Source organism: Thalassobaculum sp. (assembly GCF_040219215.1).
Classification (GTDB): domain Bacteria; phylum Pseudomonadota; class Alphaproteobacteria; order Thalassobaculales; family Thalassobaculaceae; genus Thalassobaculum_A.
This window is the reverse complement of sequence record NZ_JAVJSX010000034.1, coordinates 1-24,847: the sequence shown is the minus strand read 5'-3', so window position 1 is coordinate 24,847 and position 24,847 is coordinate 1. Positions and strand designations below refer to the sequence as shown.

Genomic DNA, 24,847 nt, shown 5'->3' with positions numbered 1-24,847 from the left:
CAAAGGTAAGCTCATGAGTCGACTGGACAGCGCGATCCGCCGGCTGCAGGCCCAGAAGGCCGCGCTGGAAGATGCCGCGCAGCGGACCGCCGACCAGCGCGGCATGGTGCTGGAGTTCGGCTTGGGCAACGGCCGCACCTACGATCACCTGCGCACGATTCTGCCGGGCCGGCGGATCGTGGTGTTCGATCGCCAGGTCGCCGCCCACCCGGACTGCATCCCCCCGGACGAGGATCTGTATCTCGGCGATCTGTTCGAGACACTGCCGCGCGCGGTTGCCGAGCTCGGTCGCGCCGCGGTTGTCGCCCACCTCGACATCGGGACCGGCGACAAGGACCAGAGCATCGCACTGGTCGCCCGCGCGGCACCGCTGATCGCCGGCCTGCTGGCCGAACGGGCGGTCCTGGTCAGCGATCAGCCGGTCGAGGGAATACCGGGCCTGGTTCCGCTCCCGCTCCCCGACGGCATCGCCGCCGGGCGCATTCACATGCTGCAACGAGCCTGAGCGTCCGGATCAGGGCAGATCGAGGTCGACGATCACCGGGACATGGTCCGACGCCTTCTCCCAGCCACGCGCTTCGCGCAGGACCGACGCGTCACGCACCGCCCCGGCCAGCGGCTCGGTCACCCAGACATGGTCGAGGCGCCGGCCGCGGTTCGACTCGTCCCAGTCGCGCGGGCGGTAGCTCCACCACGTATACAGGCTCTGCTCCGGTGGAATGCGCCGGCGCACCGCGTCGACCCAGCCGAGACCCGCCTGAAGGGCGCCGAGCGCCTCGACCTCGACCGGCGTGTGGCTGACGACCCCAAGCAACTGCTTGTGTGACCACACGTCGGTCTCAAGCGGCGCGATGTTGAGATCCCCGACCAGGATCATCGGCTGTTCTCGGGTGCGGGCCGCGGCGAACCAGGCACGGCTCTCGGCCAGGAAGTCCAGCTTGTGCGCAAACTTCACGTTGGCCACCGGGTCCGGAACATCGCCGCCGGCCGGAACATAGAAGTTGTGCAGCTCCGGGCCCCCGGCGATCCGCACGGCGACATGGCGCGCGTCGGCCTTGGCGCAGAAGTCGCAGCGGTCGGTCTCCTCGATCGGCAGCCGGGAGACCACCGCGACCCCATTGTAGCCCTTCATGCCCGATACCGCCTGGTGCGGGTATCCAGCCTCGGCGAACGCGGCCGCCGGAAACTGGTCGGCCATCGCCTTGGTTTCCTGAAGGCACAAAACGTCCGGCTGCACCGTGGCGATCAGTTCCAGCGCCCGGGGCAACCGCAGGCGCACCGAGTTGATGTTCCAGGTGACAACCCGCACGTCAGGTGATCCGGACGTGCAGGTCGCTCAAGCCGTCGACATGGCCGTGCAGGACGTCGCCGCGGCCCACGGCGGCCACGCCTTCCGGCGTGCCGCTGAAGATCAGGTCGCCCGGGTGCAGTTCCACAAGGCCGGACAGGTAGCTGATGGTTTCCGACACCGACCAGATCAGCGCCTTGAGCGTCGACTGCTGCCGGCGCTTGCCGTTGACGTCGAGCCAGATCTCGCCGTCCTCGATCAGGCCGGTCGCGCTCACCGGGTGCAGCGGGGCGATCGGGGCCGACTTGTCGAACCCCTTGCCCATGTCCCAAGGCCGACCGAGTTTCTTGGCTTCGCCCTGGAGATCGCGCCGGGTCATATCGAGACCGACACCATATCCCCAGATCAGGTCGCTCGCCGCCGACACCGGGACGTCCCGCCCGCCCTTGCCTAGCGCGACAACCATTTCGATTTCGTGATGAAGATCCGAAGTCGCCACCGGGTAGGGCATGTCGGCACCGCCGGTGACCAGTGCATCGGCGGGCTTCATGAAGAAGAAGGGCGGCTCGCGATCCGGGTCATGACCCATTTCACGGGCATGGGCGGCGTAGTTGCGGCCCACGCAGTAGACCCGGCGCACCGGAAAGCTGGCGTCGGTTCCCGCAACCGGGACGGCAGCTCGCGGCGCTGGATCGATTACATAGCTCATTATTAAATCTCACCCTTTTGGATCGTTATGCTCGTCCGACCAAGCGTTCTGAGCGTTGACTGACAGCTTGGAACTGATTGTTCCACCGAATCTGGCCGGCATTTGAAAACGAAACCGGTTCGCGGTCCAGTGCCCGAATGCACCGAATGATGCATCGAATGCCGTGCGCGCCCGTCGGCCGGCCCGCGCCGACACTGGAGTGGACGTCAGGAGCGGTCGTAGAGTGTTCGGCAACCACAGTGGTGGGCTTGGTCATAACCAAACGTTAGTCCTATAGTTTTCGTATGGTTATGTATAAGTTTTGATCTAATCAAAACTAGCTCGTTGACACGCGATGCGACGGTTTTCATAGTCCTCGGTATCCGCCGCCGAGCGAGAATCGCGAGCCCGTCTGAAGAACGGGGAGCGGAACACCATTGTGGGAGGATTCACCATGCAGACTCGCCGTCTCGTGCTCGGCGCGCTGACTGCCGCCGCGCTTGCCTCACCGTTCGCAGCCGCCCAGGCCGCCGATGTAACCTTGCGGGTACACCACTTCCTGCCGCCGATGGCCAACACCCAGACCAAGGTGCTGGAGCCCTGGAAGAAGGAGATCGAGGCAGCGTCGGGCGGCCGGATCGCCATCGAGATCTTCCCGGCGATGCAGCTTGGAGGCAAGCCGCCGCAGTTGATCGACCAGGCCCGCGACGGCGTGGTGGACATCGTCTGGGCGTTGCCGAGCTACACTCCGGGACGGTACCCGACTGCCGCCGTGTTCGAACTACCGTTCATGGTCTCGACCGCCGCAGGGACCACGCTGGCGGTGCAGGAATTCTACGAAAAGCACATGCGCGACGAGTTCTCCGACGTGCATCCGCTGCTGTTCCATGTGCACGCCCGTGGCGTCATCCACACCAAGAACCCGGTGGAGAAGATCGCCGATCTCTCCGGCATGAAGGTTCGCGCGCCGAGCCGTTCGATCGGCAAGGCTCTCGAGGCGATGGGTGCCACGCCGGTGTTCATGCCGGTGCCGGCGCTGCCGGAGGCGTTGTCCAAGGGCGTCGTCGAGGGTGCGGTGATTCCCTGGGAGATCACCATCCCGCTGAAGATCTCCGAACTGGTCGACAACCACGCGGTAACCCCCGGGCCACGCGGCCTGTACACCTCGGTGTTCGTGCTCGCGATGAACAAGGCGAAGTACGACGGCATGCCGGCTGACCTTCGCAAGATCCTGGACGACCATTCCGGCATGGCGATGGCCGGATGGGTCGGCAAGGTCTGGGACGAGATCGAGCTTCCGGGCCTCGCCAAGGCCAAGGAAAGCGGGACGGTCCGCGAGATGTCGCCGGATCAGGTGGCCAAGATGCGCGAGATCACCGCCAGCGTGACCGCCGAGTGGATTGCCGAGATGGACAAGGCCGGCAAGGACGGCGCCGCGCTGCTCAAGGACGCCAACGCCCTGATCGACAAGCACACCAAATGACCCGGCGGTTGGCGCCGGGACGCGCGCGTCCATGACGTCCGACACACTCGAACCCTACGCCGCCCCAACCGATCCGGTCGGGGCGGCGCTGCGCTTCCTGTCGGTGGCGTTCGCCGTGTTCGGCGGCCTGCTGCTGAGCGCGGGCGCGGTGATGACGGTCGTCAGCGTCACCGGACGCTACCTGTTCTCCACACCGATTCCCGGCGACATCGAACTGGTGGAGCTGGGAGCCGGCGCCGCGATCGCCGCGTTCCTGCCGTACTGCCAGATCACCGGCAGCAACGTCATCGTCGATTTCTTCACCGGCGCCATGGCGCCGCGCGCCCGGGCCCGGCTGGACGCGGTTCACGGGCTGGTATTCGCGTTCTGCGCCGGTCTGGTGGCCTGGCGCATGACTCTCGGCGGGATGGACGCATATCTGAACAACGATGAGACCATGGTGCTGGGCGCACCGATCTGGATCAGCTTCGTGGTCATGGTCCCGGCGTTCGGCCTGTTGTGCCTCGTGTGCCTGCATGGATCCGCGGTTCGCGTCATTCACGGCGCGCCGCCGCCGGAGGCCGCGTCATGAGTGGAGTAGGGCTCGGGTTGGCGGTGTTCGCCGGCATGCTGGCGCTGATGGCGATCCGGATGCCGATCGGGGTCGCCATGCTGGTCGCCGGCGCCGGCGGCTTTGCCTATATCGCCGGCTGGATCCCGCTGATCGCCCAGCTCAAGTCGAGCGCCTACTACCTGTTCTCGAGCTACTCGCTGACCGTCATTCCGCTGTTCCTGTTGATGGGCCAGTTCGCCACCAAATCCGGCCTGTCGCGCGGCCTGTTCGGGGCGGCCAATGCCTGGCTCGGGCATCGCCCCGGCGACATCGCCATGGCGGCGATCGGCGGATGCGGGCTGTTCGGTGCGATCTGCGGATCGTCCCTGGCGACCGCCGCTACCATGGGCCAAGTGGCACTACCCGAGCTGAAGCGGTATAACTACTCGGGAGCCCTGTCCACTGGAGCCCTTGCTGCGGGCGGGACTCTGGGTATTCTCATTCCGCCGTCAGTCATACTTGTGATCTACGCGATCCTGACCGAACAGAACATCGCCAAGATGTTCCTGGCCGCCTTCATCCCAGGCATCCTCGCTGCGCTTGGCTACATGCTGGCCATTGCCGTCTACGTGCGCCTCTACCCGGAAGAGGGCCCGGCCGGTCCGGAGCACCCGCTGTCGGAAAAGCTGCATTCGCTGATCGACATCTGGCCGGCGCTGCTGATCTTCGTGCTGGTGATCGGCGGCATCTACACCGGTGCGTTTACCCCGACCGAGGCGGCCGCGTTCGGCGCGGTTGCGACCGGTCTGCTGGCCGCGGTCAAGGAGGGCATGGGCTGGCAGGGCCTGAAGGAATGCCTGCTCGGCGCCGCCGGGGCTTCGGCGATGATCTTCCTGATTCTTTTCGGGGCCGAGTTCTTCAACAGCTTCCTGGCGCTGACCCGGATGCCCGACACGCTGGCCGACCTGATCGGCGGCAGCGGCCTGTCGCCGCTGCTGGTGCTGGCGGCGATGCTGGTGCTCTACCTGCTGCTCGGCTGCGTGATGGACAGCCTGTCGATGATCCTGCTGACCATTCCGATCTTCTTCCCGATCATAATGGCCCTGGATTTCGGCCTGACGCCGGAGGGCACCGCCATCTGGTTCGGCATCCTGGCGCTGATCGTGGTCGAGGTAGGGCTGATCACGCCGCCGGTCGGCATGAACGTCTTCATCATCAACTCGATGGCGCGCGACGTACCGATGCTGGAGAGCTTCCGCGGCGTGCTGCCGTTCCTGATCTCCGACGGCGTCCGGGTGGTGCTGCTGATCGCGTTCCCGCCGATCACGCTGTGGCTGGTACGGTTCCTCGGATGAGCGGAGGACGCCCTACTCGGCGGCGGCCGCACTGACGGGTATGGTGCCGTCGGCGGCCCGGCTCCGAACCGCCGCCGCGAACGCCTGAAACACCGACCGGTCGATGCCTTCGCAGGGCCGCGGCCATTCCGGATGCCACTGCACGCCGAGCGCGAAGCCCGGCGCGTCGGCGACGGAGATCGCCTCGACCACGCCGTCGGGGGCCGTTGCCTCGACCCGAACACCGGTACCGAGCCGGTCGATCCCCTGGCCGTGCAGCGAGTTGATCATGTGCGGGCCCGGCCCGGCGATGCGCTCCAGCAATCCGCCCGGAGTCACGGCTATGGGGTGCGCCTTGCGATACTTCCAATCGAACGGCACATCCCGGCGCATCCGGTGATCAAGCTTGCCGGTGTCGTCGTGTATCCGCTGAACCAGGCTGCCGCCGAACGCCACGTTCATCTCCTGGATGCCGCGACACAGTCCCAGGATCGGCACGCCGGCCGCCACCGCGGCCCGGATCAGGGACAGGGTCACGGCATCGCGCGCCGGGTCGTGTTCGGCGGAATTCTGCGATGGAGTGCCCTGGTAGTGCTGCGGATCGACATTGGAGGGACTGCCGGTCAGCAAGATGCCGTCCAGTCGGCGCACCAGGACCCGGGGGTCGATTCCAGCCTCCAGGGCGGGAATCATCACCGGGCAGCCGCCCACCTCATCGACCACCACGGTCACGTATTTCTCGGTGACCCGCTGATAAGCGTGCTCCTCGGTCTTCACCCGGCACGCGGTCACCCCGATCAGCGGCAACAACCCCTCAGTCATGCCCAATCCTCGCCCATTCGCGGCACCGCGACCCGTGCGCGGCCGTTGCAGGCTATCACACGGGGAGGGAGCGCGTCAGCGGCCGACCTCGTCGCCCGGCTTGCCGAGATCCTTGGGCCGGAACAGCTCGTTTGGAATGGTGACATCGAACTCAGGATCGAGCAGCGCAACCTTTACCGAAACCTGCTGGGCGTCGACGATGGTCCACTGTTTGAGCGCCAGCGGCTGATCCTGGAAAACCAGGGTTACGTAGCCCTGGTCCGGTTCCTGGCGCTGCCGGATCCGGACCCGAAGCACGTTGGACTCACGCTTGACCTCGTCGACGATCAACTCCTCGCCGAACTTCACGTTCTCGTCGACCAGCACGCTGAGCGGCGAGGAGAAGAGCGGGATCTGATTGGTCTGTTTCAGTTCAAGATCCTGATAAGTAATTAGAATTCCGTCCGATGTAATGAGAATCGGCGAGGGTGGATCATACTCGAAGCGCATCCGGCCGGGCCGTCTGAGCCACACCCGCCCCTTCGCGACAAGCCCGGTCGAGCTGGCCTGCAGGAAGTTGGAGCGCATCGAGGTGATGCCGTTGAAGTATGCCTCGACACGGGCCAGATGGGCCTTGTCGTCGGCACTCAGGGAGGCGGCCGTCGCCGAACCGGTCCACAGACCGGCGACAACCAGAACGCCCGTCAGGGCGCGTGTCAGGATGCGTCGCATGGCAGTTGATGTGCCCCTGGAGTCGCGCCGGATCAAGCGGCAATGTGCGGGCAGGTTCGTGGCTTTGTGAAGGCGCCGGCGCCGGCCGGCCCGCCGCTTTCTCAGAGATCGGAGTGATCGCCGACCAGAACCTCGCGCTTGCCGACGTGATTGGCCTGGCTGACCACGCCCTCGCTCTCCATCCGCTCGACGATGGTGGCGGCGCGGTTGTAGCCGATCTTCAGGTGGCGCTGGATGAACGACGTCGAGCATTTGCCCTCGCGCGCGACCACCGCGACCGCCTGGTCGTACAGGTCGTCGCCGGAGCCGCCGCCCTCGCTGCCGCCGGCCCCGAAGCCGAGCGGATCGCCGAGCGTGTCGTCGTCCTCGGTGATGCTCTCGTTGTACTCCGGCTCGCCCTGTGCCTTGAGGTGCCGGACCACGTCCTCGACCTCCTCGTCCGAGCAGAACGGGCCGTGCACCCGGGTGATGCGCCCGCCGCCGGCCATGTACAGCATGTCGCCCTGGCCCAGCAGCTGCTCCGCACCCTGCTCGCCCAGGATGGTGCGGCTGTCGATCTTGGAGGTGACCTGGAAGCTGATCCGGGTCGGGAAGTTCGCCTTGATGGTGCCGGTGATCACGTCCACCGAAGGGCGCTGGGTCGCCATGATGACGTGGATGCCGGCGGCCCGGGCCATCTGCGCCAGCCGCTGGACCGCGCCTTCGATGTCCTTGCCGGCCACCAGCATCAGGTCGGCGACCTCGTCGATCACCACCACGATGAACGGCAGCGGCGTCAGGTCGAGCGGCTCCTCCTCGAACACCGGCTTGCCGGTGTCGGCATCGAACCCCGTCTGGACCCGTCGCTTCAGGATCTCGCCCTTCTTGACCGCCTCGGCCAGCCGGGCGTTGTAGCCCTCGATGTTGCGCACCCCGAGCTTGGACATCGCCCGGTAGCGGCTCTCCATCTCGCGCACCGTCCACTTCAGGGCAACGACCGCCTTCTTCGGGTCGGTCACCACCGGCGACAGCAGGTGCGGAATGCCGTCATAGACCGACAGTTCGAGCATCTTCGGGTCGATCATGATGAACCGGCAGCGTTCCGGCGGCAGGCGGTACAGGAGCGACAGGATCATGGTGTTGACCGCGACCGACTTGCCGGAACCGGTGGTGCCGGCGATCAGCAGGTGCGGCATGCGCGCCAGATCGACGGCCACCGGGCTGCCGGCAATGTCCTTGCCGAGCGCGATCGCCAGCTTGCCGCCACTGTTGCCGTAGGCGTCGGCCTCCAGGATCTCGCGCAGGTAGACGGTTTCGCGCTTCGCGTTCGGCAGCTCGATGCCGATGACGTTTCGCCCCGGCACCACGGCGACGCGGACCGACACCGCGCTCATCGATCGGGCGATGTCGTCCGACAGCCCGATCACCCGCGACGACTTGGTGCCGGGTGCCGGCTCCAGCTCGTACAGCGTGACCACCGGGCCATAGCGGACTTTGCCGATGGTGCCCTTGACCCCGAAGTCCTGGAGCACCGATTCCAGCATTCGGGCGTTCTGCTCCAACGCGTCGTCGTCGGGTCCATGGCCGATAGTCCGCGGCTCGCTCAACAGCTCGAGTGCCGGATAGTCGTAGGTGCCGGTCGGGCCGAGATCCAGGCTGCCCTGGCTGGCGGTCGATTTGCGCGGCGAACGTGCCGGCTTCTCGACCCGCTTGGCGGCCCGCTGTGCCGCCCGGACCGCGACCGCCGGCCCGCTGTCGGAATCGGGATCGCTTGGGACCTCGACGTCGTCCGCCTCGAACGGCGGATCCTCTCGGCCCAGGCGCGGTTCCGGCCGCTCGTCCGTGCTGCGGGCCAGCGCGCGCGCGCCGAGACGAGCGCCCGCTCCGGCGCCGCGCCAGCCCAGCCGGGCGCCCGCGCCCAGCAGTGCCACGGCACCACGGCTGAGACCCCAGACGCCGACTGCCGCGTCACGCAAACCGTAGCCGACGCACCACAGCGCCAACCCGAGGGCCGTAAGGCCGACCAGTATGGCCACCGGCAGCAGGCCGCCGACCGGCTCCAGGTGCGGAATCACACGGCCCATCGGCTGCAGCAGCAGCTGGCCGACGAATCCGCCGAGACCGGCGCGCAATGGCCAGGTCGGCGGCACCGGTGCGGCCGCCGCGGCCAGCGTCGCCAGCGCCAATGCGATCGGCAGCAGCGCAACGCGCAGGGCCGGCCGCCCGATCGTCTCGTGGCGCAACAGCCGCCATCCCCAGATCGCCGGCATCAGCACCAGCAGCGCGCTGGCCAGTCCGAGAGACTGCAGCAGCAGATCGGCCGTGATCGCGCCGGTGATGCCCAGCGGGTTGGCAACCTGCGCGCTGCGGCTGGCGCCGCCGGCGGAATTCATGGACGGATCGGTGATGTCGAAGCCGACCAGCGCCACCGCCAGCGCCGCGGCCAGGGCGACCAGGCAGACCCCGATGATCTCCTCGGCGCGACGCCGCAGATACCGGCTCGCCACGTCCGGCAACAAGGTTCGTGTTTCGCCTCGGCTGCTGGCCCGCGCCATGATTTCGCCGTCCCCTGTCACGCCACGGAGCACCCTCCGATCCTGAAGGTTCGCCGTATCGGTTTTGTTCCAGATCCCGAACTACTCTATACGACAGTGTATTAGCGGGCAACCTTGAGGCTGAGCATCAGGAGTTTTGGGTGTTCGGACGCAAAAGAACAGGCCCGGAAGCGTCGCCGCCGGGCCTGAGTCGCAACAGAGTGGTCGCGGGAGAGGCAGGAGCCGGGCGGCCCCGGAACAGGCCGCCCGGTCCTGAGGGTCAGAAGGTCTGCGAGCCGCGCCCGAATTCCGGGTAGGCTTCCAGGCCCAGCTCGGCCCGGTCGAGGCCCATATCCTCGTCTTCCTCGCTCGGCCGAAGTCCCACAACGGTCTTCAGAACGAACCAGACGACGGAACTGGTCACCAGCATGAACACGCCGACCGCGACGATGCCGATGATCTGAGCCGAGAACGTGGCATCGGAGTTCGACAGGGCCACGGCAATGGTGCCCCAGATGCCGCACACCAGGTGCACCGGGATGGCGCCCACCACGTCGTCGATCTTCAGCTTGTCGAGGATCGGGACCGCGAACACCACCAGCACGCCACCGACTGCGCCGACGAACACCGCCATGCCGACCGACGGGGCCAGCGGCTCCGCGGTGATCGACACCAGCCCGCCGAGCGCGCCGTTCAGCGCCATCGTCAGGTCGACCTTCTTGTACATGACGGCGGTCAGGGCGATCGCCACCACGACGCCAGCCGCCGCCGCGATGTTGGTGTTCACATAGATCTTGGCGATGGCGACGATGTCGGCCGCCGATCCCATGGCCAGCTGCGAGCCGCCGTTGAAGCCGAACCAGCCGAGCCACAGCACGAAGGTGCCGAGGGTCGCCAGAGCCAGGTTGGAGCCCGGCATCGGGTTGACCGAGCCGTCCTTGTTGAACTTGCCGCGGCGCGCCCCGAGGATGATCGCCCCCGCCAGGGCCGCCCAGCCGCCAACCGAGTGCACGATGGTCGAGCCGGCGAAGTCGAGGAAGCCGGCTTCCGACAGCCAGCCGCCGCCCCAGCTCCAGGAACCCTGGATCGGGTACAGCACGCCGGTCAGAACGATCGTGAAGATCAGGAACGGCCACAGCTTGATGCGCTCGGCCAGCGTGCCCGAGACGATCGACGCCGCCGTCGCGACGAACACCATCTGGAAGAACCAGTCGGATGACGCCGAGTAGCCCGCCTCGTCGGCATTGAACACGAAGCCGTCGGCGGTGACCTGGGCGTCGGCCGCGGACCAGGGGCTGATCGACCCGAAGTAGCCGCCATCGACACCGGAATACATCAGGTTGTAACCGATGACCCAGTACAGCAGGCCGGCGATCGAGTAGATCGCGATGTTCTTGGTGCACTGCATCGCGGTGTTCTTGGTGCGGACCAGGCCGGCCTCAAGCATCGCGAAGCCGGCGGCCATCCACATGACCAGGAAGCCGTGCAGCAGGAAGGACAGGCTGTTCAGGATGAACACCGTCTCCTGCTCGACCGCCGCCGAGGCTGTGTGAGCGAAGCCGATGGTGGCGACGCTTGCCGCGATCGCCATCAGGCTGAAGCTCGTGAATTTCTTCATCGTGGTTATCCCCCGCCTTGTCTCAGAGCGCGTCCGCATCGGTCTCGCCAGTGCGGATCCGCACCGCCTGCGACACGTCGAGCACAAAGATTTTGCCGTCGCCGATCCGGCCGGTATTGGCGGATTTCTGGATTGCCTCCACCACCGAGGTGACGAGATCGTCGCTGACGACCACCTCGACCTTCACTTTCGGCAGGAAGTTCACCGAGTACTCCGCCCCTCGGTAGATTTCCGTCTGGCCCTTCTGCCGTCCGAACCCCTTGACCTCGCTTACCGTCAGCCCCTGGATGCCCAGGGCGGTAAGCGATTCGCGGACCTCATCGAGCTTGAAGGGTTTGATAATGGCCATGACGAGTTTCATGTCGCCAACCCTCGCGCCTGTGTTCCCCAAAATCCGGACGGCGTCCGGGCGGCCCCGATCTTCCCCCCAGGACTGCCCGCGCGCCGCACGGATCACCCGCGCACCGCGGGACGTAAGGCTGATTATCAAGATCCGTGCCGAACTCAATATTTCAGCTAAATCAATGCATTAATGAGTATCGGGCGATATCGCTGTGCAGTGCCGATCGTGAGTCGCGCTAAAATTTAGGCATATCCGAGTTTATGCCTATTTTTTAATCCGACCTGCGCGACGCCGAGTCACGCTTGCCCGGACGGCCGAGTCCGCTAGTGTCGGACCCGACGCACACCACACGCGGAGCCGCGAGCATGGAACGCACGGACGCCGTCGTCGCCGGCGCTGGACTGTCGGGGCTGTCGGCCGCCCTGGCGCTGGCCGAGGCCGGGCTGTCGGTGACCATGGTCGACCGCACCGACCCGCGCGCCGCGGTCGCCGGGAAGGGTGACGTGCGGACCACCGCGATCTCCCTGTCGTCACGGCGCCTGCTGGAGACCCTCGGCGCCTGGGCCGCTGTGGCCGATCGGGCCGAGCCGATCCTGGATATCCGGGTGTCCGACGCCGAATCGCCGATCCATCTGCATTTCGACCACCGCGTCGTCGGCGACCAGCCGATGGGCCACATCGTGGTCAACGACGACCTCAAATCATCCCTGCTCGACCGTCTTGAAGGCCATTCCGACGTGACGATCGCCGATCCAGGGACCATCGACTCCCTGGCGGTCACCGGAGCCGGCGCCGCCCTGATCCTGGCTGACGGACGTCGGCTCGAAGGCTCGCTGGTGATCGCGGCCGACGGGCGGGAATCGGCCGTCAGGCGTCTGGCCGGGTTGCGGACCACCCGGCTGCCGTACCGGCAGTCGAGCATCATCGACACCATCGGCCACGATGAGCCGCACCACGGACTGGCACACGAACGGTTCCTGCCCGGCGGGCCGCTCGCCCTGCTGCCGCTGTCCGGCAACCGCTCCGCCCTGGTCTGGACCGAGCGCAAGGCGGTTGCCGAGCGCATCGCCAAGCTCGACGACGCATCGTTCTCGGCCGCCCTGCTGGAACGGTTCGGCTCCTCGCTCGGCCGGCTGCATCCGCTTGGGCCGCGCCGGCTCTACCCGCTGGAGATGGTGACGGCCGAGGGTTTCATCGCCGACCGGGTGGCGCTGGTCGGCGATGCCGTGCACGCCATCCACCCGGTCGCCGGGCAGGGCTTCAACCTCGGCCTGCGCGACGTGGCCGCCCTGGCCGAGGTGCTGGCCGACGCCATCCGGGTCGGCCTCGATCCAGGCGCGCCGACGGTGCTGCGCGACTACCAGCGCCGCCGCCGGTTCGACAGCGTCAGCCTGACCGCTTCGACCGACGGGCTGGTCCGGCTGTTCTCCAATGACATCGGCCCGGTCCGCGCGGTCCGCGACCTCGGCCTCGGGATGGTGCAGCGCATCCCGGCGTTCAAGCGGGTGGCGATCCGGCACGCCATGGGCACGCTCGGCACCCTGCCGAGGCTGCTGCGCGGCGAGCCGTCCTAGCGCCGCGCCCGGATGGAGCACCCCCGATGATCGCCAACGTCATTCTGGTGGCGCTGGGCAGCGCGCTTGGCGGGGTCGGCCGCTATCTGCTCGCGGCAGCGCTGCCCTATGACCCGGTGGGCGGCACGATCCCGGTCGCCACCCTGCTGACCAATCTGTCGGGCTCGGCGGCGATCGGGGTGATCGCCGGCTTGACGCTGCCGGGCGGACTGCTGGCCAGCGCCCCCGGGGCCACCCTGTTCCTGGCGGTCGGCGTGCTCGGCGGCTTCACCACCTTCTCGGCATTCAGCGAGCAGACCGCGGCCATGTTCGCCGACGGCGAGCCGTTCCTGGCGCTGATCTACATGACCCTGTCGGCCTGGGGATGCGTGGCGGTGGCGCTGCTCGGCCTGATGCTCGGCTCGCGGATCTAGTAGCGCTCAGGCGCTCCGGCTCAGCCCTTTTGCGGCCAGTGCGGCGGTGTAGGCCGCCATGATCTTCTCGCCCTCAACACCGAGCTTGTGCAGATAGCGCCACGTGTAGATGCCCGACGAGTGGCCGTCGTCGAAACCGATCCGCACCGCGTAGTTTCCCACCGGCTCAACCGAGACGATGGCGACGTTGGCCTTGCCGCCGACCAGGGTCTTGCCGGCGGCACTATGGCCCTGCACCTCGGCGGAAGGGCTCTCGACCCGCAGCAGCTCGGCCGGAACCGTGACCGTCGGACCGTCCTGGAACACCACGGTCAGCGCGTGCCGATCCTTGGCCACCCGGAGTTCCGACGGCCAGAACGGTGTATCGAAACGCTCGTCGCCCAGGCTCACGGCATCACCTTGTCGGTCGCGTCCGGCTCGGCATCGAGCGAACGGGCTTCATCCACCAGCATGATCGGCACGCCGTCGCGGATCGGAAACGCCAGGCGAGCCGTCTCGCTGATCAACTCGCCGGCCTCCCGGTCGTAGGACAGTTGCCGCTTGGTGATCGGACACACCAGGATTTCCAGGAGCTTCGGGTCGACCGACGGGCCGCCTGCCGCAGCACCGCCGGTTTCAGTGCCGGACATGATCGTCTCCCTGATCGCCACCCGCCGTTCCCATCTCGAACAGCGCCTGCAGCAGTTCGGCCCGGGCCGCCAGCGAGCCGGCTTCCAGGATCGCCTGCTTCTCGCTCGGCTTGAACGGGCAGATCATCGCCAGCGATGTTACCAGTCGCTCGTCCGGAGTCGACTGGATCGAGTCCCAGTCGCCGGAGATGCCCTTGGCTTCGGCGTACCGGCGCAGCTGGCCCACCAGTCGCGCACGGTCCAGCTTGATGGTCTCCGGCGCGTCGATATCGTTGCGGAACCGGGTCCAGTCCGCCACCACCCGCCGATAGCCGCGCATCGAGGCGACTTCCTCAGTGATCGCGAACCGGCAGACCCCGGTCAACGAGATCAGATAGCGGCCATCATCGGTCTCGGCGAACTGGGTGATCCGACCGGCGCAGCCGATTTCGTAGAGTTCCGGTGCCTCGGCCCCATCGTTGCCGTGGCGCGGCTGGATCATCCCGATCAGCCGGCCGGCACCGAGGGCATCACGCGTCATGTTCAGATAGCGCGGCTCGAACACGTTCAGCGGCAGCTTGCCGTTCGGCAGAAGCAGCACCCCGGCCAGCGGAAACACCGGCAAGGTCGCCGGCAGTTCCTCGAACCGGGTGCTGAACGCGCTCTCCGCCATCGGTGCCTGCCGTCAGGAGAACAGCACGGAGGCCAGCTTGCGCCGCGCCGCCACGGTCACCGGATCGGTCGGTCCCAGCGCCTCGAAATACTTCAGGAGCTGCTTGCGCGCCGCTTCATCCTGCCATTTCCGGTCGATCCGGATGCTGTCGAGCAGCTGGTCGAGCGCACCCTCGGTGTCGCCGGTCGCGTACAGCGCCGACGCCAGGTCCAGGCGGGCCTGGTGGTCCTTCGGGTTGGCCTCGACCCGGGCCTGGAACGCCGCCAGCTCGCCGGCCGCCTTCGCCCCCTGCTCGGCCAGCTCAAGCTGGGTCGCCACCGCCTGCACGGCCTTGTCGGCCTTGAAGGCGTCGGTCGCCTGGGCCAGCACCGCCTTGGCCTCGTCGAGACGGCCGTCGGCGATCAGGCATTTCAGGAAACCGGCGAACGCCGGCGCGTTCTCCGCGTCATGCCCCAGCACCTGCTGGTAGATCGCGCCGGCCGACTGGTGGTCGCCCTGTTCGAGCAGCGTGTCCGCCTGCTCCAGCGCCTGCGCCACCGGGGAGTCGGAGGCCGCCCCGCCGGTCAGCCGGTCGATCAGCTGCTGGATCTGGCTCTCCGGCACCGCGCCCTGGAAGCCGTCCACCGGTTGGCCGTCCTTGAAGGCGTAGACGGTGGGGATCGACTGGATGCGCAGCTGCTGCGAGATCTCCGGGCTTTCGTCCACGTTGATCTTGACCAGCTTCACCGCGCCGCGCGCGTTGCGCACCACCCGCTCCAGCGTCGGGGTCAGCTGCTTGCACGGCCCGCACCACGGCGCCCAGAAATCCACCAGCACCGGGGTGGTCATCGACGCGTCGACCACGTCGGCCATGAAGGTCGCGGTGGTGCCGTCCTTGATGACGTCCGCGCCGGCCCCGGCAGGGGCCGCGGCGGGTGCGCCGTTCGGCATGATGAAGGATTCCATTGGTTCCTACCTCGCTATCGGTGAGGGTAATGTAAAGCGCACGGCCGCGCAGACAAGCGGTCGGCCAGCAGCGGTCCAGGTAGAATGCGGCATCAAGCGCCGGACGCTGGATCGAGGTCCAGAACCCGCGGCGTGTGTCCGCCGGCCTCCAGGAACCGGACCAGGTCCTCCGGCGACACGGCGATCGTCGTGGTGTTGACCAGCGGATGATAATTCAGCGGCCGGTGCTCCAGCATCGCCTTGTCCAGGATCACCTCGACCGCCGCCTCGGTGTCGTTGATCAGCGCGAACGGCGACACCGCGCCCGGCAGGACGCCGAGCACCCGCATCAGCCGGTCGGCGCTGCCGAACGACAGCCGCACCCCGCCCAGCAACTCGCCGAGCGCCTTCAGGTCGATCTGCCGGTCCTCCAGGCACACCACCAGCCACATCGCGCCCTTGCGGTCGCGCAGGAACAGGTTCTTGCAATGCCCGCCCGGCAGGTCGCCGCGCAACGCCTTGGAGTCGTCGACCGTGAACAGCGGCGGATGATCGTGGCGGACATAGCCCACGCCGAGACCGTCCATGTGCGCCAGCAGGGTTTCAGGACTGGTCGGCAGCTCGGCGGCGGTAGCGTCGGTTGCGGCGTCGGTCATCGGCTTGGCCTTGCGGTAACACGGCATGGATCGGCGCCGCCGGTTGTAGCCAACGCCCGCCCGGAAGGAAAGGTTCGTCACCCGCCGATCCGAAGCCGTTGTAAACATTCGGAAAAACCGCTCGCTTGCATCGAGTGTCGCAGGCTTGCGATTTTCGCACGAGACCGCTTGCATTCGGCAGACTCGCCGCTATTATCCGCCGCCTCGACGCTGCCTAACGGCGGCACTGGAGCGCGGGCGTAGCTCAGGGGTAGAGCACAACCTTGCCAAGGTTGGGGTCGTGAGTTCGAATCTCATCGCCCGCTCCAATTTTCCTGCACTTTTCGATCTATCAGTCCCCCACCGGGGGACCCGTGGCTACCACGGGGCTACCGGTGGAAAGCAGAATTGTGTCGTTTCAGTTGGTGGTTGCCAAGCAGTTCTGCAGCCGTTTCGGGTCTGCTGGCGGCGGGAGCGGCCCGATCACCAACGCAGCTTTCCTGACCGGTCAACCAAGTCCTCGATGGGCTCTTCCTCGGTTTCAGCACGAGGACCCGCGTTTTCGAGCAGGAGCAGCGACAGGCTGAGATCATGCCTCTCCGAAATCAACGCGTGCTCAACGACGGGCTCGCGAAACCACACGCCTGACGGGTGATCGACCTTGGGCACCATGCCAATAGAACCTACGTTGGAAGTGCAAGCCGCACGCTCTGGTACCGGGATCACGTTGTCAGCCACTCTTATGTAGGCACCTGATCGAAGTGCCGGTTCACTTGATCTGGCCCAAAGGATAAATCCATCCCTGCTCACAACCAGGACGGCTCTTTTTTCGGTGTACGACAGCCATCGAAGCGTCGCTGCCATCAAAGACACTTCATAACGATCCGCAACGCCACCAATACCTTCAAGATCGACCCACTCTCTCGCCGGTATCTGCGACCTAAAGTCGTCCAGAGGCATCAGCAGTGAAGCAGCGAAACGGTTCGCTTCAGCCTCGACGAGATTGTATTCGCTATCCCAGACAGCCATCTCCTCGGGCTTGCACTCAAGACCGTCCGGATATTTCTTTCTATGCAAGAGATAGTGGCCGAATTCGTGGGCTATCGTGAAGTTTCGTCGACCCGGTGACGTAATCGATGAAGAATATCCGATGCCCCATTCACCAGTACCGGGACGGGGAATGAGAGCACCTTCGAAACCTTCAAACTCTCTTTCGGAAACTCTCGTAATTCGCTCCGCAGGGAACGCTTGTTTCGTATACTCTTGAGCCAGCAAAGAGACGTTTATTGGGAAACGGTCGTCGCCGAACACATGCTTTAATACTAAAGATAGGTCGATTGCCCAACGCTCTGGGCTCTTATCGCGAGTCATTCGTCATCCCAGAGATCAAGCATTTTTCGCATTGTCTGTTGGTCTTCAGCCTTCAAACCAACGAACTTTCGGAAAAACACCTTATCCTCTGGTGACAGATCATCCTGCGTATTAATCGGCGTACCAATCAAGACATCAACAGTCGTGTCAAGCACGGCGGCAATCGAAGCGAGCTTCTCTGCAGACGGCCGAGGTGGGTTCTTGTTCTCCAGTTCCCAGACATAGCCCTTCGTGCAGCCAGCACGGTCAGCGAGTTGCTGAAGGGAGAATCCCTTCTCCTGTCGACGATTGCGAATCCTCTCCCCCATAGGCGTAGGCATGGTCATCCTCCCTGAATTCAACGTTCAGAGTAGCGGTATAGATCGTTGTTGACAAACGCGGCGAGGAGTCGCAACCGTATGTTCAGAGTAGGCATACGATTCGTGTGTTCAATTTTTCATGCGACATGATATGCTGAGGAACATGCTGTCGGACCCACAACATATGGGGTGTTGATAGCATCACGAAAGGACACTCGCATGAACACGTTCACCCGCCACCCGTTCAATCCATGGGATACCTTGGGTGAACGTCTCCTCGCCTCGACAGCGGTGAAGGTCGAGCTTCCACCCAGCCAGTACGCCAAGATGGTTGAGCGTAAGGCTGCGATCGAAAAGCACCTGCAGCGTGACGGAAGTCCGCTGAAGGATTTGATCCGAATTTTTTACCAGCAGGGCTCTGTGGCAATTGGAGCGACGATCAGAGCAAAGTTTCGGTCAGAAGGCTTCGACATCGACATCATCGTTGAGCTGCTCGTTGAGGGACTCACCCCTGCACGGGCACTCGATCTTCTCTATCACGCTGTCCGTGGCGAACCTGGCTCTCGGTATCATGATTGCATTGAACGTCAGACCCGCTGCATTACCATCAGCTACGCGGATGGGATGCACATCGACTTGTCGCCCGCCGAGCTGCTTGATCCTTATGATCCTCGCAAGAGCCATATCTTCCATTCAAAGCCCGACGAGCCGCGATGGAAGGACACGACCATCCTTACCAACAGTTTTGCCTTCGCGGAGTACTACAACGACCGCTGCCCTGTTGATCAGGCTTTCGCCGAGGAGTTTGGAAAACGGGTCAGGGCGTCCGACGCCCAACTCGCCGTCATGATGAAAGATGCCGACTCCCTGCCTGTCCCGGACCACTCGTCTGTGGTCGGCGGCAAATCGGCCGTCACCGTCGCCCTCCAACTGATCAAGCGAAACCGGAATATCCGCTGGCTGCCGCGAAACCGCCGGATGCCCGCCTCTGTAATGCTGTCATGTCTGTCACTGGAGGTCGCAGCATCAGGGCGAACCATCGGCGAGAATCTTCGAGTTATCGCCTCGCATATCTTAGATCGACTTACTGCCGCCAAGCGTGCCGGTAAGCTGATCCACGTTGAGAATCCGCGTTGCCAGGGAGACTGTTTTACGGATCGATGGCCCGAGAACTTCGGCGACCAGGACGTGATGATCAGCGATATGAAGCTGTTTCTTAACCAGCTCGACGTGCTCTTCGACGAACAGCGATCTTTCAAGGAACGCACTCAGGTCTTGGAGGCGATGTTCGGAGAGACCGTGGGGCGTCAGGTTCGCGATGAATTCGCTGACGAGCAAGGCTTCCTCATCCGGAGCGGCAAGCACAGTGTCGGAGCCGCTGGTGGGGTGCTCGCATCTCCGTCGCTGGTCTCGGAACGGCCTGCGGCCAAACCCAACACTTTCTATGGCAGATCATGGCCCGGAAGCCGAAATCGCTAGCCGCTCAAATCGACGCCATGAAGCGGCGATGGCCGGGCTTCGAGCCGACGCTCGGCTTGGAGCCGCAGACGGTCGTCTGGTTCGGTAACCTCCGCGGTTACGAACGGACATTCAGGGTGTCTGTCGAGTTCGGCAATCCAATGGCAGGGTCGGCTTCAATGTGCCGACTGATGCCAGTGGTCCGCGTCCTGTCGCCGAGCTTGATCATGAACTTCGATGCAGCTGAGGAAGCACCGCTACCTCACATCTACTTCGAAGGTCCGAACTACAAACTCTCGCCACTCTGCCTGTTCGATCCCAAAGCAGGCGAATGGGATCGTTCAATGTTGATCGCCAATACCACGATCCCATGGGCTGTCCGATGGCTGGCAGCGTACGAAATCTGGGAGGCTACAGGCCGTTGGGTTGGCGGCGGTCGCCACGACGCTCACAAGGATGCCAACGATGCCGCGTGACATCCGCTACGACCATACGGTCCCCCGACGGTCCGATGGGACTCGTCGGTCGCTTAGTCCCCCACAGCCATGGCCAGACGGTAAGCCCTTCCGGATTCTCTCTATCGATGGAGGCGGCATTAAGGGTTTGCTTCCTTGCTTAGTGCTGGCGGAAATCGAGGACCGGTTCTTGAACGGCGAACCGATTGGAAACCACTTCGACATGATGACAGGCACCTCGACGGGCGGGATCATCGTGCTCGGTCTAGGGCAGGGCAAGACCGCTCGCGAAATATCGCGGCTATATCTGGAGCGGGGCTCGTCGATCTTTCCGAACGGCAGCCGCTTCAGACGTACTCTTCGTGCGATATGGCAATGGGGATTCTACGCCTATGATCGCAAGGTCTTGGAGAATGAACTACGACGAGAATTCGGGCTAGAACGGTTTGGATCGTCGAGGGTTGCGACCTGTATTCCTTCGTTTGAGGGCCGATATAGCGAGCCTTATGTGTTCAAAACGCCCCATCACCCCGACTATGCACGTGATCAGCACGAGAGCCTTGTCGACGTTGGGTTATCTACCGCAGCAGCTCCCACCTTCTTCGCTGCAGTTGAGCGAGACGGATATATCTTCGCCGACGGCGGCATCTGGGCGAACAACCCCGTGATGGTCGGCCTGGTCGACGCACTCACCTGTTTTGACATTGATCGCCGTCAGGTCCGCATCCTCAGCCTCGGGTGTGGCCAGGAACGGAATCAGCTCGGACTTTGGCAGCGTATTGGCGGCTTTGTCCCATGGAGCAGGGCTTTCTATAGGTCCGCTATGAAGTCCCAATCCCACAATGCACTTGGTCAAGCGGGACTCCTGGTAGGAAGAGATCACTTGCTGCGTTTGGACGCCCCGGAGACCGAGAACCCGATTGCGATGGATGATGTTCGGCGAGCCTGCTCGGAACTACCAGATGTCGCTCGGGCACTCGTTGACGCTGCCGGTGATAGGATCAATGACCTGTTTGAGCTACGGACAGCAGGACAATCGACGACAGCTCTCGTTCAAGCGACGGAGTGAATCATATCCGCGTAGCATCAGTAGGCTCGATGACTAATGGGGAAAATCGGTAGAAACGCCCCGTGTCCATGCGGCAGTGGCAAGAAGTACAAGAAGTGCCATGGTTACCCCCTGCGGTCGATGGCTGAGCGTCTTTCGTCCCGACCGATACCTCCTCCCCTGTTGGATGCTCTCCGCCGCCACGAGTCCGATGAGGTGGTGCGACAAGCTCAGCAAGGGCTCGGCAGGCCTGTCGTCGCCTTCGAAGCGAATGAACACCAACTGGTTGCCGTGGGAAACACGATCCACTGGTCCAAGACCTGGAGAACGTTCGCCGACTTTCTGGAGGACTACATCAAGAAGACCCTCGGCGGAGAGTGGGGTCAGGCCGAGCTTGGAAAATCTCTGGCCGACCGACACCCGATCCTGCAATGGTACGATGCCTTCTTGCATCATAAAGCCGGTAATCCGAAGGGCAGCAATGGGTTGCATTCCGGGCCGATTACCGGTGCAGTCCGGTGCTATCTGGGCCTCGCTTACAGCCTCTATCTGCTTAGCCACAATGTGGAACTTCAGGCCAGACTTGTCGCCCGACTGAAGGACGTCAAACAGTTCCAGGGGGCCTACTACGAACTGATCGTGGCCAACTGCCTGATTCGGGCAGGGTTCTTGTTGGAGCTTGAGGATGAAGCCGACGAGGACATGAAGCACTGTGAGTTCGCGGCCCGATCCCAGACGACCGGGAAGCGATATTGGGTCGAAGCGAAAATGCGAAGCGTGGCTGGCCGCCTTGGCAAAACAAAGCAGGACGGCACAACGTCGAAGGACCCAACCTCGCAGATGACCAAACACATCCGTGGGGCATTCGGGAAGCCAGCTCCAGATGAACGTATGATCTTCGTTGACCTGAATACCGAACCTGAGTCTGGCGGCGGCGAACCTATGTGGGCTGACAAAGCTATAAGGCGATTGACGGACAGTGAGCGGGGCAGAGGTGATGGCCAAGCCGCCTACATATTCACTACGAATATGCCCTTCCATCTGATGCTGGCTTCACCTGACCCTGGTGCTGCCGTTCTGGCCTATGGAATGGGAATCCCTGATTTCGCCAAACCGGAAAAACAACGCATATCCGAGTGGTACCGACAGAAGCAAAAGCACATTGACGCCTACAATGTGCTCCGAGCGATCCAGTCCTATCCCCAGATTCCTGAAACGTTTGATGGTCGTCCAGCATCCGAGGTCTTTGACAAGAGCAGACGCCTTCGCATTGGAGACACCTACTTCTTCGAAGACGCCGGTGAGAATGGCCTCGTCGGGGAGGTCACATCGGTCGCAGTGGGCGAGGAAGACAAGGAACTCTATGTGGCGGTGCTACCAAAAGATGGCTCAGATGGCGTCATCCTGACGAAGTCGATCACGGAATCGGAATTGGAGGACTATCGAAAGTACGGGGACGCATATTTTGGAGCCAAAGAGGTAACGCGGTCCGAGGCTAAGGATATCCACGAACTGTACGAGTCGATGGTGAAGAGCTATGTAGATAGCCCCCTCGAACGGCTCCTAGAGTTGGCGGAGGGGCGACCGGATATCAAACACCTAAAGAGCTTGGGTCGAGATGATATCGTCCTTGAGTTATGCGAAGGTTGGGTAGCTGCTATTGCTCGGGCACCTCAAGCACCGGCGTCCAAATAGCTCTGATGCGGCAAGAATGGTCCGTAGATATTGCTGAGTGACAGCGGGGGAGAAAATGCCCGTCATAGATTTCGAAGAAGCACTTGAGCTCACGGACGGGGGCGACAGGTGCATTTTGCTAGGAAACGGTTTCTCGATAGCCCAATCGGGCAATAATTTTACCTATAGAAACCTATTGGATCGATCCGGCCTTGAAAATGGAACACCGATAAGGAATGTATTTGATGAATTTGAGACTACTGATTTTGAAGAAGTTATGTTTGCCCTTGAGCAAGCAGCAGACGTCGAAACTGCATATGGAAATGATGATCAAGCTGATCTCTTTCTCGAAGATGCGGGTCGAGTTCGTGAAGCTCTAATTCGAGCTATTCATACCGTTCATCCTGAAATTCAATTCGATATACCCCAGAATCAGTTAGCTGCTTGTGCTGATTTTTTGAACAATTTTGAAGAAATTTACACACTAAATTATGATCTTTTACTATATTGGACGATACTAAATTCACAAGAACTTCGGTTCAGTGATGGATTTGGATTGGGCCAAGAAGTTAATGGATTCCGTACATTTTCACCTGAAGCACATTGTAGTATATACTATCTCCACGGTGCCCTACATATTTTTGTCGACGCACAGAAAGAGACACAAAAGCGAGTCGTGACGGGGGATACTATTATTTCGGATATCGCACGCACCATCCGCAGACAAAGAAGACTACCATTGTTCGTGTCTGAAGGGACCACTGGTCAGAAATTATCTAAAATCAATTCCGTTCCGTACCTACATCACGCACACAATAAGCTTAGGGAGTTGCAAGGAAGTATGTTCGTGTTTGGTCACTCAGCACACCAGAACGACACTCACGTCTACCGAGCAATTTTCTCTAGCGGCATCTCTAACCTGGTCGTTTGCGTCCACAATCCTCACGAAAATTTGGAGGAGATTGAAGACCGTATTGCTCACTTTGCTCGCCGAAGAGAACACATAGACATCCGCTATGTAGATGCCGCGTCGGTCGCTGTTTGGGGATAGGCAATCTCTTTGGGTCTTCGGCTGCTTTAAAATTAATGTTTCCGGGGTGTCTCATTGCATCTGGGTCTGAGGCCACCGAACATCTGCTTCCTGGCTCTCAGAACTGTATCTCAGAACCCTACCTCTCGATCTCGCCCATTAGAACGTTATCGAGAATCGCTATGCGAACTCCATGCCCAACCCTACCGTTGGTCATTAACGACCGTATTCTTGATCTTCTGAACGGTCCCGCTTCCAACTCCAATCTCCCGGCAAATGCGATGGATGCCATGGCCTTCAAATAAGGCTTGCTTGATCCGGTCGACCTTAGCCTCCGGTATCGACGGTCGCCCCAATTTCTTGCCAGAGGCTCTCGCTCTCTCTAGTCCGGACTTCACCCTTTCGCTGATCATCGACCGCTCGAACTCGGCGAACACTCCGAGCATGCCGAACATCGCCCGTCCAGCTGGGGTGCTGGTGTCCAGGCCTTGTTTGTGAAGATAGAGATCGACGCCGCGTGCATTGATCTCGCCGAGGAATCCGACGAGGTCCTGCAAACTGCGTCCAAGACGGTCGACGGACCATGCGGCGATCAGGTCGATCTCACGACGCGTGACGGCCTTGTGCAGCTTGTCGAACCCTGGACGTCGATCCCGTCCCTTCGCACCCGACACGCCTTCGTCGGCCAGCACCAGGACGACGTTCCACCCAAGACGGTTGGCAACCTCTTCCAGGTCCCTCCGCTGGTTCTCGATGGTCTGGTGGTCGGTCGACACACGCAGATACAGGGCGACACGCTTTTCTCGGATCATGCAGGAATCATTATCATACAAACGTGCAGAAATCAAATATTTTCGGCACAGCCAAACTTACCCCGACAGACCCGCAGAAATCTTGGTGTGCTGAAGCGGTAGATCACACGGGTTTTCTGCATGCCGAACTGAGGCTAGGTGATCCCCCTCTTCGGGAGGGTCTCTTTGTATCGGAGGGGCACGAGCTTGAGAGTAAAAATGGAAATGATCCGACCGGCGGAAGCCTTGAGCACGGTAAATACATCCGCTTCGGTCAGGTGGATGACGTCTGATGGACGCAAAATGGACCAGTTTTCTATATGGTACATAGTTCAATGACCATTCTGACACAGAAAGATACTGATCCGCATTGGAGGTATCGCGATGAGTGGAGAAAAACGTCTTGCTGGTAAGACCGGATTCGTCATCATGATCAGCGAAGTCAACGTCTTCGCCACCACGCTCGTCTCTGAGCCAGGACCTGAACCCAAACTCGAACCTAATGCCCTTTAGACCATTCGAACGAATCTTCTCGTAGGTGCTGATCAGGTCGATCACATCG

Annotated in this window: 27 protein-coding genes, 1 tRNA gene and 1 pseudogene; 14 read left to right on the top strand and 15 right to left on the bottom strand. The window is 62.8% G+C overall.

Annotation, left to right across the window (positions count from 1 at the left end; genetic code table 11):
• Positions 1-13: 13 nt before the first annotated feature.
• Positions 14-505, top strand: coding sequence for a class I SAM-dependent methyltransferase (locus tag RIC54_RS22945; protein ID WP_350091719.1), 492 nt, complete (start codon positions 14-16; stop codon positions 503-505).
• Positions 506-514: 9 nt separating this feature from the next.
• Here the strand turns inward: RIC54_RS22945 and RIC54_RS22940 are convergent, their stop codons facing one another.
• Positions 515-1,309: an exodeoxyribonuclease III gene (locus RIC54_RS22940; protein WP_350151458.1), complete on the bottom strand. Its 795-nt coding sequence runs from the start codon at positions 1,307-1,309 to the stop codon at positions 515-517.
• Between the two features lies 1 nt (position 1,310).
• A complete protein-coding gene (locus RIC54_RS22935) occupies positions 1,311-1,997 on the bottom strand; it encodes a fumarylacetoacetate hydrolase family protein (protein ID WP_350091713.1) in 687 nt (228 codons plus the stop codon).
• 433 nt (positions 1,998-2,430) lie between these two features.
• Here RIC54_RS22935 and RIC54_RS22930 point away from each other — a divergent pair, with 433 nt between their 5' ends.
• From RIC54_RS22930 to RIC54_RS22920, 3 genes are read left to right on the top strand one after another with little or no spacing between them, the layout of a single operon-like run.
• Entirely contained in the window at positions 2,431-3,459 is a 1,029-nt protein-coding gene (locus tag RIC54_RS22930; RefSeq protein ID WP_350091710.1) for a TRAP transporter substrate-binding protein, read from the top strand.
• 31 nt (positions 3,460-3,490) lie between these two features.
• Complete coding sequence (locus tag RIC54_RS22925; RefSeq protein WP_350091707.1) at positions 3,491-4,030, top strand: TRAP transporter small permease; 540 nt, start codon at positions 3,491-3,493, stop codon at positions 4,028-4,030.
• Entirely contained in the window at positions 4,027-5,346 is a 1,320-nt protein-coding gene (locus RIC54_RS22920; RefSeq protein ID WP_350151456.1) for a TRAP transporter large permease, read from the top strand. The genes RIC54_RS22925 and RIC54_RS22920 overlap by 4 nt, the downstream gene beginning before the upstream one ends.
• A 12-nt stretch (positions 5,347-5,358) precedes the next feature.
• On the opposite strand, the gene RIC54_RS22915 is transcribed toward RIC54_RS22920, so the two are convergent.
• From RIC54_RS22915 to RIC54_RS22895, 5 genes are all read right to left on the bottom strand, one after another.
• Positions 5,359-6,147 carry a gamma-glutamyl-gamma-aminobutyrate hydrolase family protein gene (locus RIC54_RS22915; protein ID WP_350091701.1) on the bottom strand — a complete coding sequence of 263 codons (789 nt, stop codon included), beginning with the start codon at positions 6,145-6,147 and terminating at the stop codon, positions 5,359-5,361.
• Positions 6,148-6,222: 75 nt separating this feature from the next.
• Positions 6,223-6,858, bottom strand: coding sequence for a LolA family protein (locus tag RIC54_RS22910; protein WP_350091698.1), 636 nt, complete (start codon positions 6,856-6,858; stop codon positions 6,223-6,225).
• A gap of 101 nt (positions 6,859-6,959) precedes the next feature.
• Positions 6,960-9,392 (bottom strand): FtsK/SpoIIIE family DNA translocase, encoded by a 2,433-nt coding sequence (locus RIC54_RS22905; protein WP_350091695.1) that lies wholly within the window; start codon positions 9,390-9,392, stop codon positions 6,960-6,962.
• Between the two features lie 259 nt (positions 9,393-9,651).
• Complete coding sequence (locus tag RIC54_RS22900) at positions 9,652-10,989, bottom strand: ammonium transporter AmtB (protein WP_350091692.1); 1,338 nt, start codon at positions 10,987-10,989, stop codon at positions 9,652-9,654.
• Between the two features lie 22 nt (positions 10,990-11,011).
• A complete protein-coding gene (locus RIC54_RS22895) occupies positions 11,012-11,350 on the bottom strand; it encodes a P-II family nitrogen regulator (RefSeq protein ID WP_007677283.1) in 339 nt (112 codons plus the stop codon).
• 347 nt (positions 11,351-11,697) lie between these two features.
• On the opposite strand from RIC54_RS22895, the gene RIC54_RS22890 reads away from it, so the two are divergent.
• Positions 11,698-12,906, top strand: coding sequence for a UbiH/UbiF/VisC/COQ6 family ubiquinone biosynthesis hydroxylase (locus RIC54_RS22890; protein ID WP_350091689.1), 1,209 nt, complete (start codon positions 11,698-11,700; stop codon positions 12,904-12,906).
• Positions 12,907-12,932: 26 nt separating this feature from the next.
• On the top strand, positions 12,933-13,319 hold the full coding sequence (locus RIC54_RS22885) for a fluoride efflux transporter FluC (RefSeq protein WP_350091686.1): 387 nt from the start codon (positions 12,933-12,935) through the stop codon (positions 13,317-13,319).
• A 6-nt stretch (positions 13,320-13,325) separates the two neighbouring features.
• Here RIC54_RS22885 and RIC54_RS22880 read toward each other — a convergent pair whose 3' ends face one another.
• From RIC54_RS22880 to RIC54_RS22860, 5 genes are all read right to left on the bottom strand, one after another.
• Complete coding sequence (locus tag RIC54_RS22880; RefSeq protein ID WP_350091683.1) at positions 13,326-13,709, bottom strand: gamma-butyrobetaine hydroxylase family protein; 384 nt, start codon at positions 13,707-13,709, stop codon at positions 13,326-13,328.
• On the bottom strand, positions 13,706-13,948 hold the full coding sequence (locus RIC54_RS22875; RefSeq protein ID WP_350091680.1) for a Trm112 family protein: 243 nt from the start codon (positions 13,946-13,948) through the stop codon (positions 13,706-13,708). The genes RIC54_RS22880 and RIC54_RS22875 overlap by 4 nt, the downstream gene beginning before the upstream one ends.
• Positions 13,935-14,600 (bottom strand): LON peptidase substrate-binding domain-containing protein, encoded by a 666-nt coding sequence (locus tag RIC54_RS22870; RefSeq protein ID WP_350091677.1) that lies wholly within the window; start codon positions 14,598-14,600, stop codon positions 13,935-13,937. Before RIC54_RS22870 ends, RIC54_RS22875 begins: the two co-directional genes overlap by 14 nt.
• Positions 14,601-14,612: 12 nt before the next feature.
• Positions 14,613-15,545, bottom strand: coding sequence for a thioredoxin (gene trxA, locus RIC54_RS22865; RefSeq protein ID WP_350091674.1), 933 nt, complete (start codon positions 15,543-15,545; stop codon positions 14,613-14,615).
• A gap of 92 nt (positions 15,546-15,637) precedes the next feature.
• Entirely contained in the window at positions 15,638-16,261 is a 624-nt protein-coding gene (locus RIC54_RS22860) for a prolyl-tRNA synthetase associated domain-containing protein (protein WP_350091671.1), read from the bottom strand.
• Positions 16,262-16,413: 152 nt separating this feature from the next.
• On the opposite strand from RIC54_RS22860, the gene RIC54_RS22855 reads away from it, so the two are divergent.
• Positions 16,414-16,488: transfer RNA gene (locus RIC54_RS22855), tRNA-Gly, on the top strand.
• Between the two features lie 154 nt (positions 16,489-16,642).
• Here the strand turns inward: RIC54_RS22855 and RIC54_RS22850 are convergent.
• Both RIC54_RS22850 and RIC54_RS22845 read right to left on the bottom strand, forming a co-directional pair.
• A complete protein-coding gene (locus RIC54_RS22850) occupies positions 16,643-17,530 on the bottom strand; it encodes an ImmA/IrrE family metallo-endopeptidase (protein ID WP_350091668.1) in 888 nt (295 codons plus the stop codon).
• Complete coding sequence (locus RIC54_RS22845) at positions 17,527-17,850, bottom strand: helix-turn-helix domain-containing protein (protein WP_350091665.1); 324 nt, start codon at positions 17,848-17,850, stop codon at positions 17,527-17,529. Before RIC54_RS22845 ends, RIC54_RS22850 begins: the two co-directional genes overlap by 4 nt.
• A 198-nt stretch (positions 17,851-18,048) precedes the next feature.
• On the opposite strand from RIC54_RS22845, the gene RIC54_RS22840 reads away from it, so the two are divergent.
• From RIC54_RS22840 to RIC54_RS22815, 6 genes and pseudogenes are all read left to right on the top strand, one after another.
• Positions 18,049-19,308, top strand: a complete 1,260-nt coding sequence (locus RIC54_RS22840; RefSeq protein WP_350091662.1) for a nucleotidyltransferase domain-containing protein — start codon at positions 18,049-18,051, stop codon at positions 19,306-19,308.
• The gene (locus RIC54_RS22835) at positions 19,284-19,763 is read left to right on the top strand and encodes a type II CBASS E2 protein (protein WP_350151453.1); all 480 of its coding nucleotides are present in this window, start codon (positions 19,284-19,286) and stop codon (positions 19,761-19,763) included. The genes RIC54_RS22840 and RIC54_RS22835 overlap by 25 nt, the downstream gene beginning before the upstream one ends.
• On the top strand, positions 19,744-20,811 hold the full coding sequence (locus RIC54_RS22830) for a CBASS cGAMP-activated phospholipase (protein ID WP_350091656.1): 1,068 nt from the start codon (positions 19,744-19,746) through the stop codon (positions 20,809-20,811). Before RIC54_RS22835 ends, RIC54_RS22830 begins: the two co-directional genes overlap by 20 nt.
• A gap of 36 nt (positions 20,812-20,847) precedes the next feature.
• Positions 20,848-20,916, top strand: a pseudogene (locus RIC54_RS22825) (SEC-C metal-binding domain-containing protein); the annotation flags it as partial.
• Positions 20,917-20,931: 15 nt separating this feature from the next.
• Entirely contained in the window at positions 20,932-22,485 is a 1,554-nt protein-coding gene (locus RIC54_RS22820; protein ID WP_350151487.1) for a hypothetical protein, read from the top strand.
• A gap of 55 nt (positions 22,486-22,540) precedes the next feature.
• A complete protein-coding gene (locus RIC54_RS22815; protein ID WP_350091653.1) occupies positions 22,541-23,515 on the top strand; it encodes a DUF4917 family protein in 975 nt (324 codons plus the stop codon).
• Positions 23,516-23,697: 182 nt separating this feature from the next.
• Here the strand turns inward: RIC54_RS22815 and RIC54_RS22810 are convergent, their stop codons facing one another.
• On the bottom strand, positions 23,698-24,306 hold the full coding sequence (locus RIC54_RS22810) for a recombinase family protein (protein WP_350091649.1): 609 nt from the start codon (positions 24,304-24,306) through the stop codon (positions 23,698-23,700).
• A gap of 363 nt (positions 24,307-24,669) precedes the next feature.
• On the opposite strand from RIC54_RS22810, the gene RIC54_RS22805 reads away from it, so the two are divergent.
• Complete coding sequence (locus RIC54_RS22805) at positions 24,670-24,798, top strand: hypothetical protein (protein WP_350091646.1); 129 nt, start codon at positions 24,670-24,672, stop codon at positions 24,796-24,798.
• Positions 24,799-24,847 lie beyond the last annotated feature (49 nt).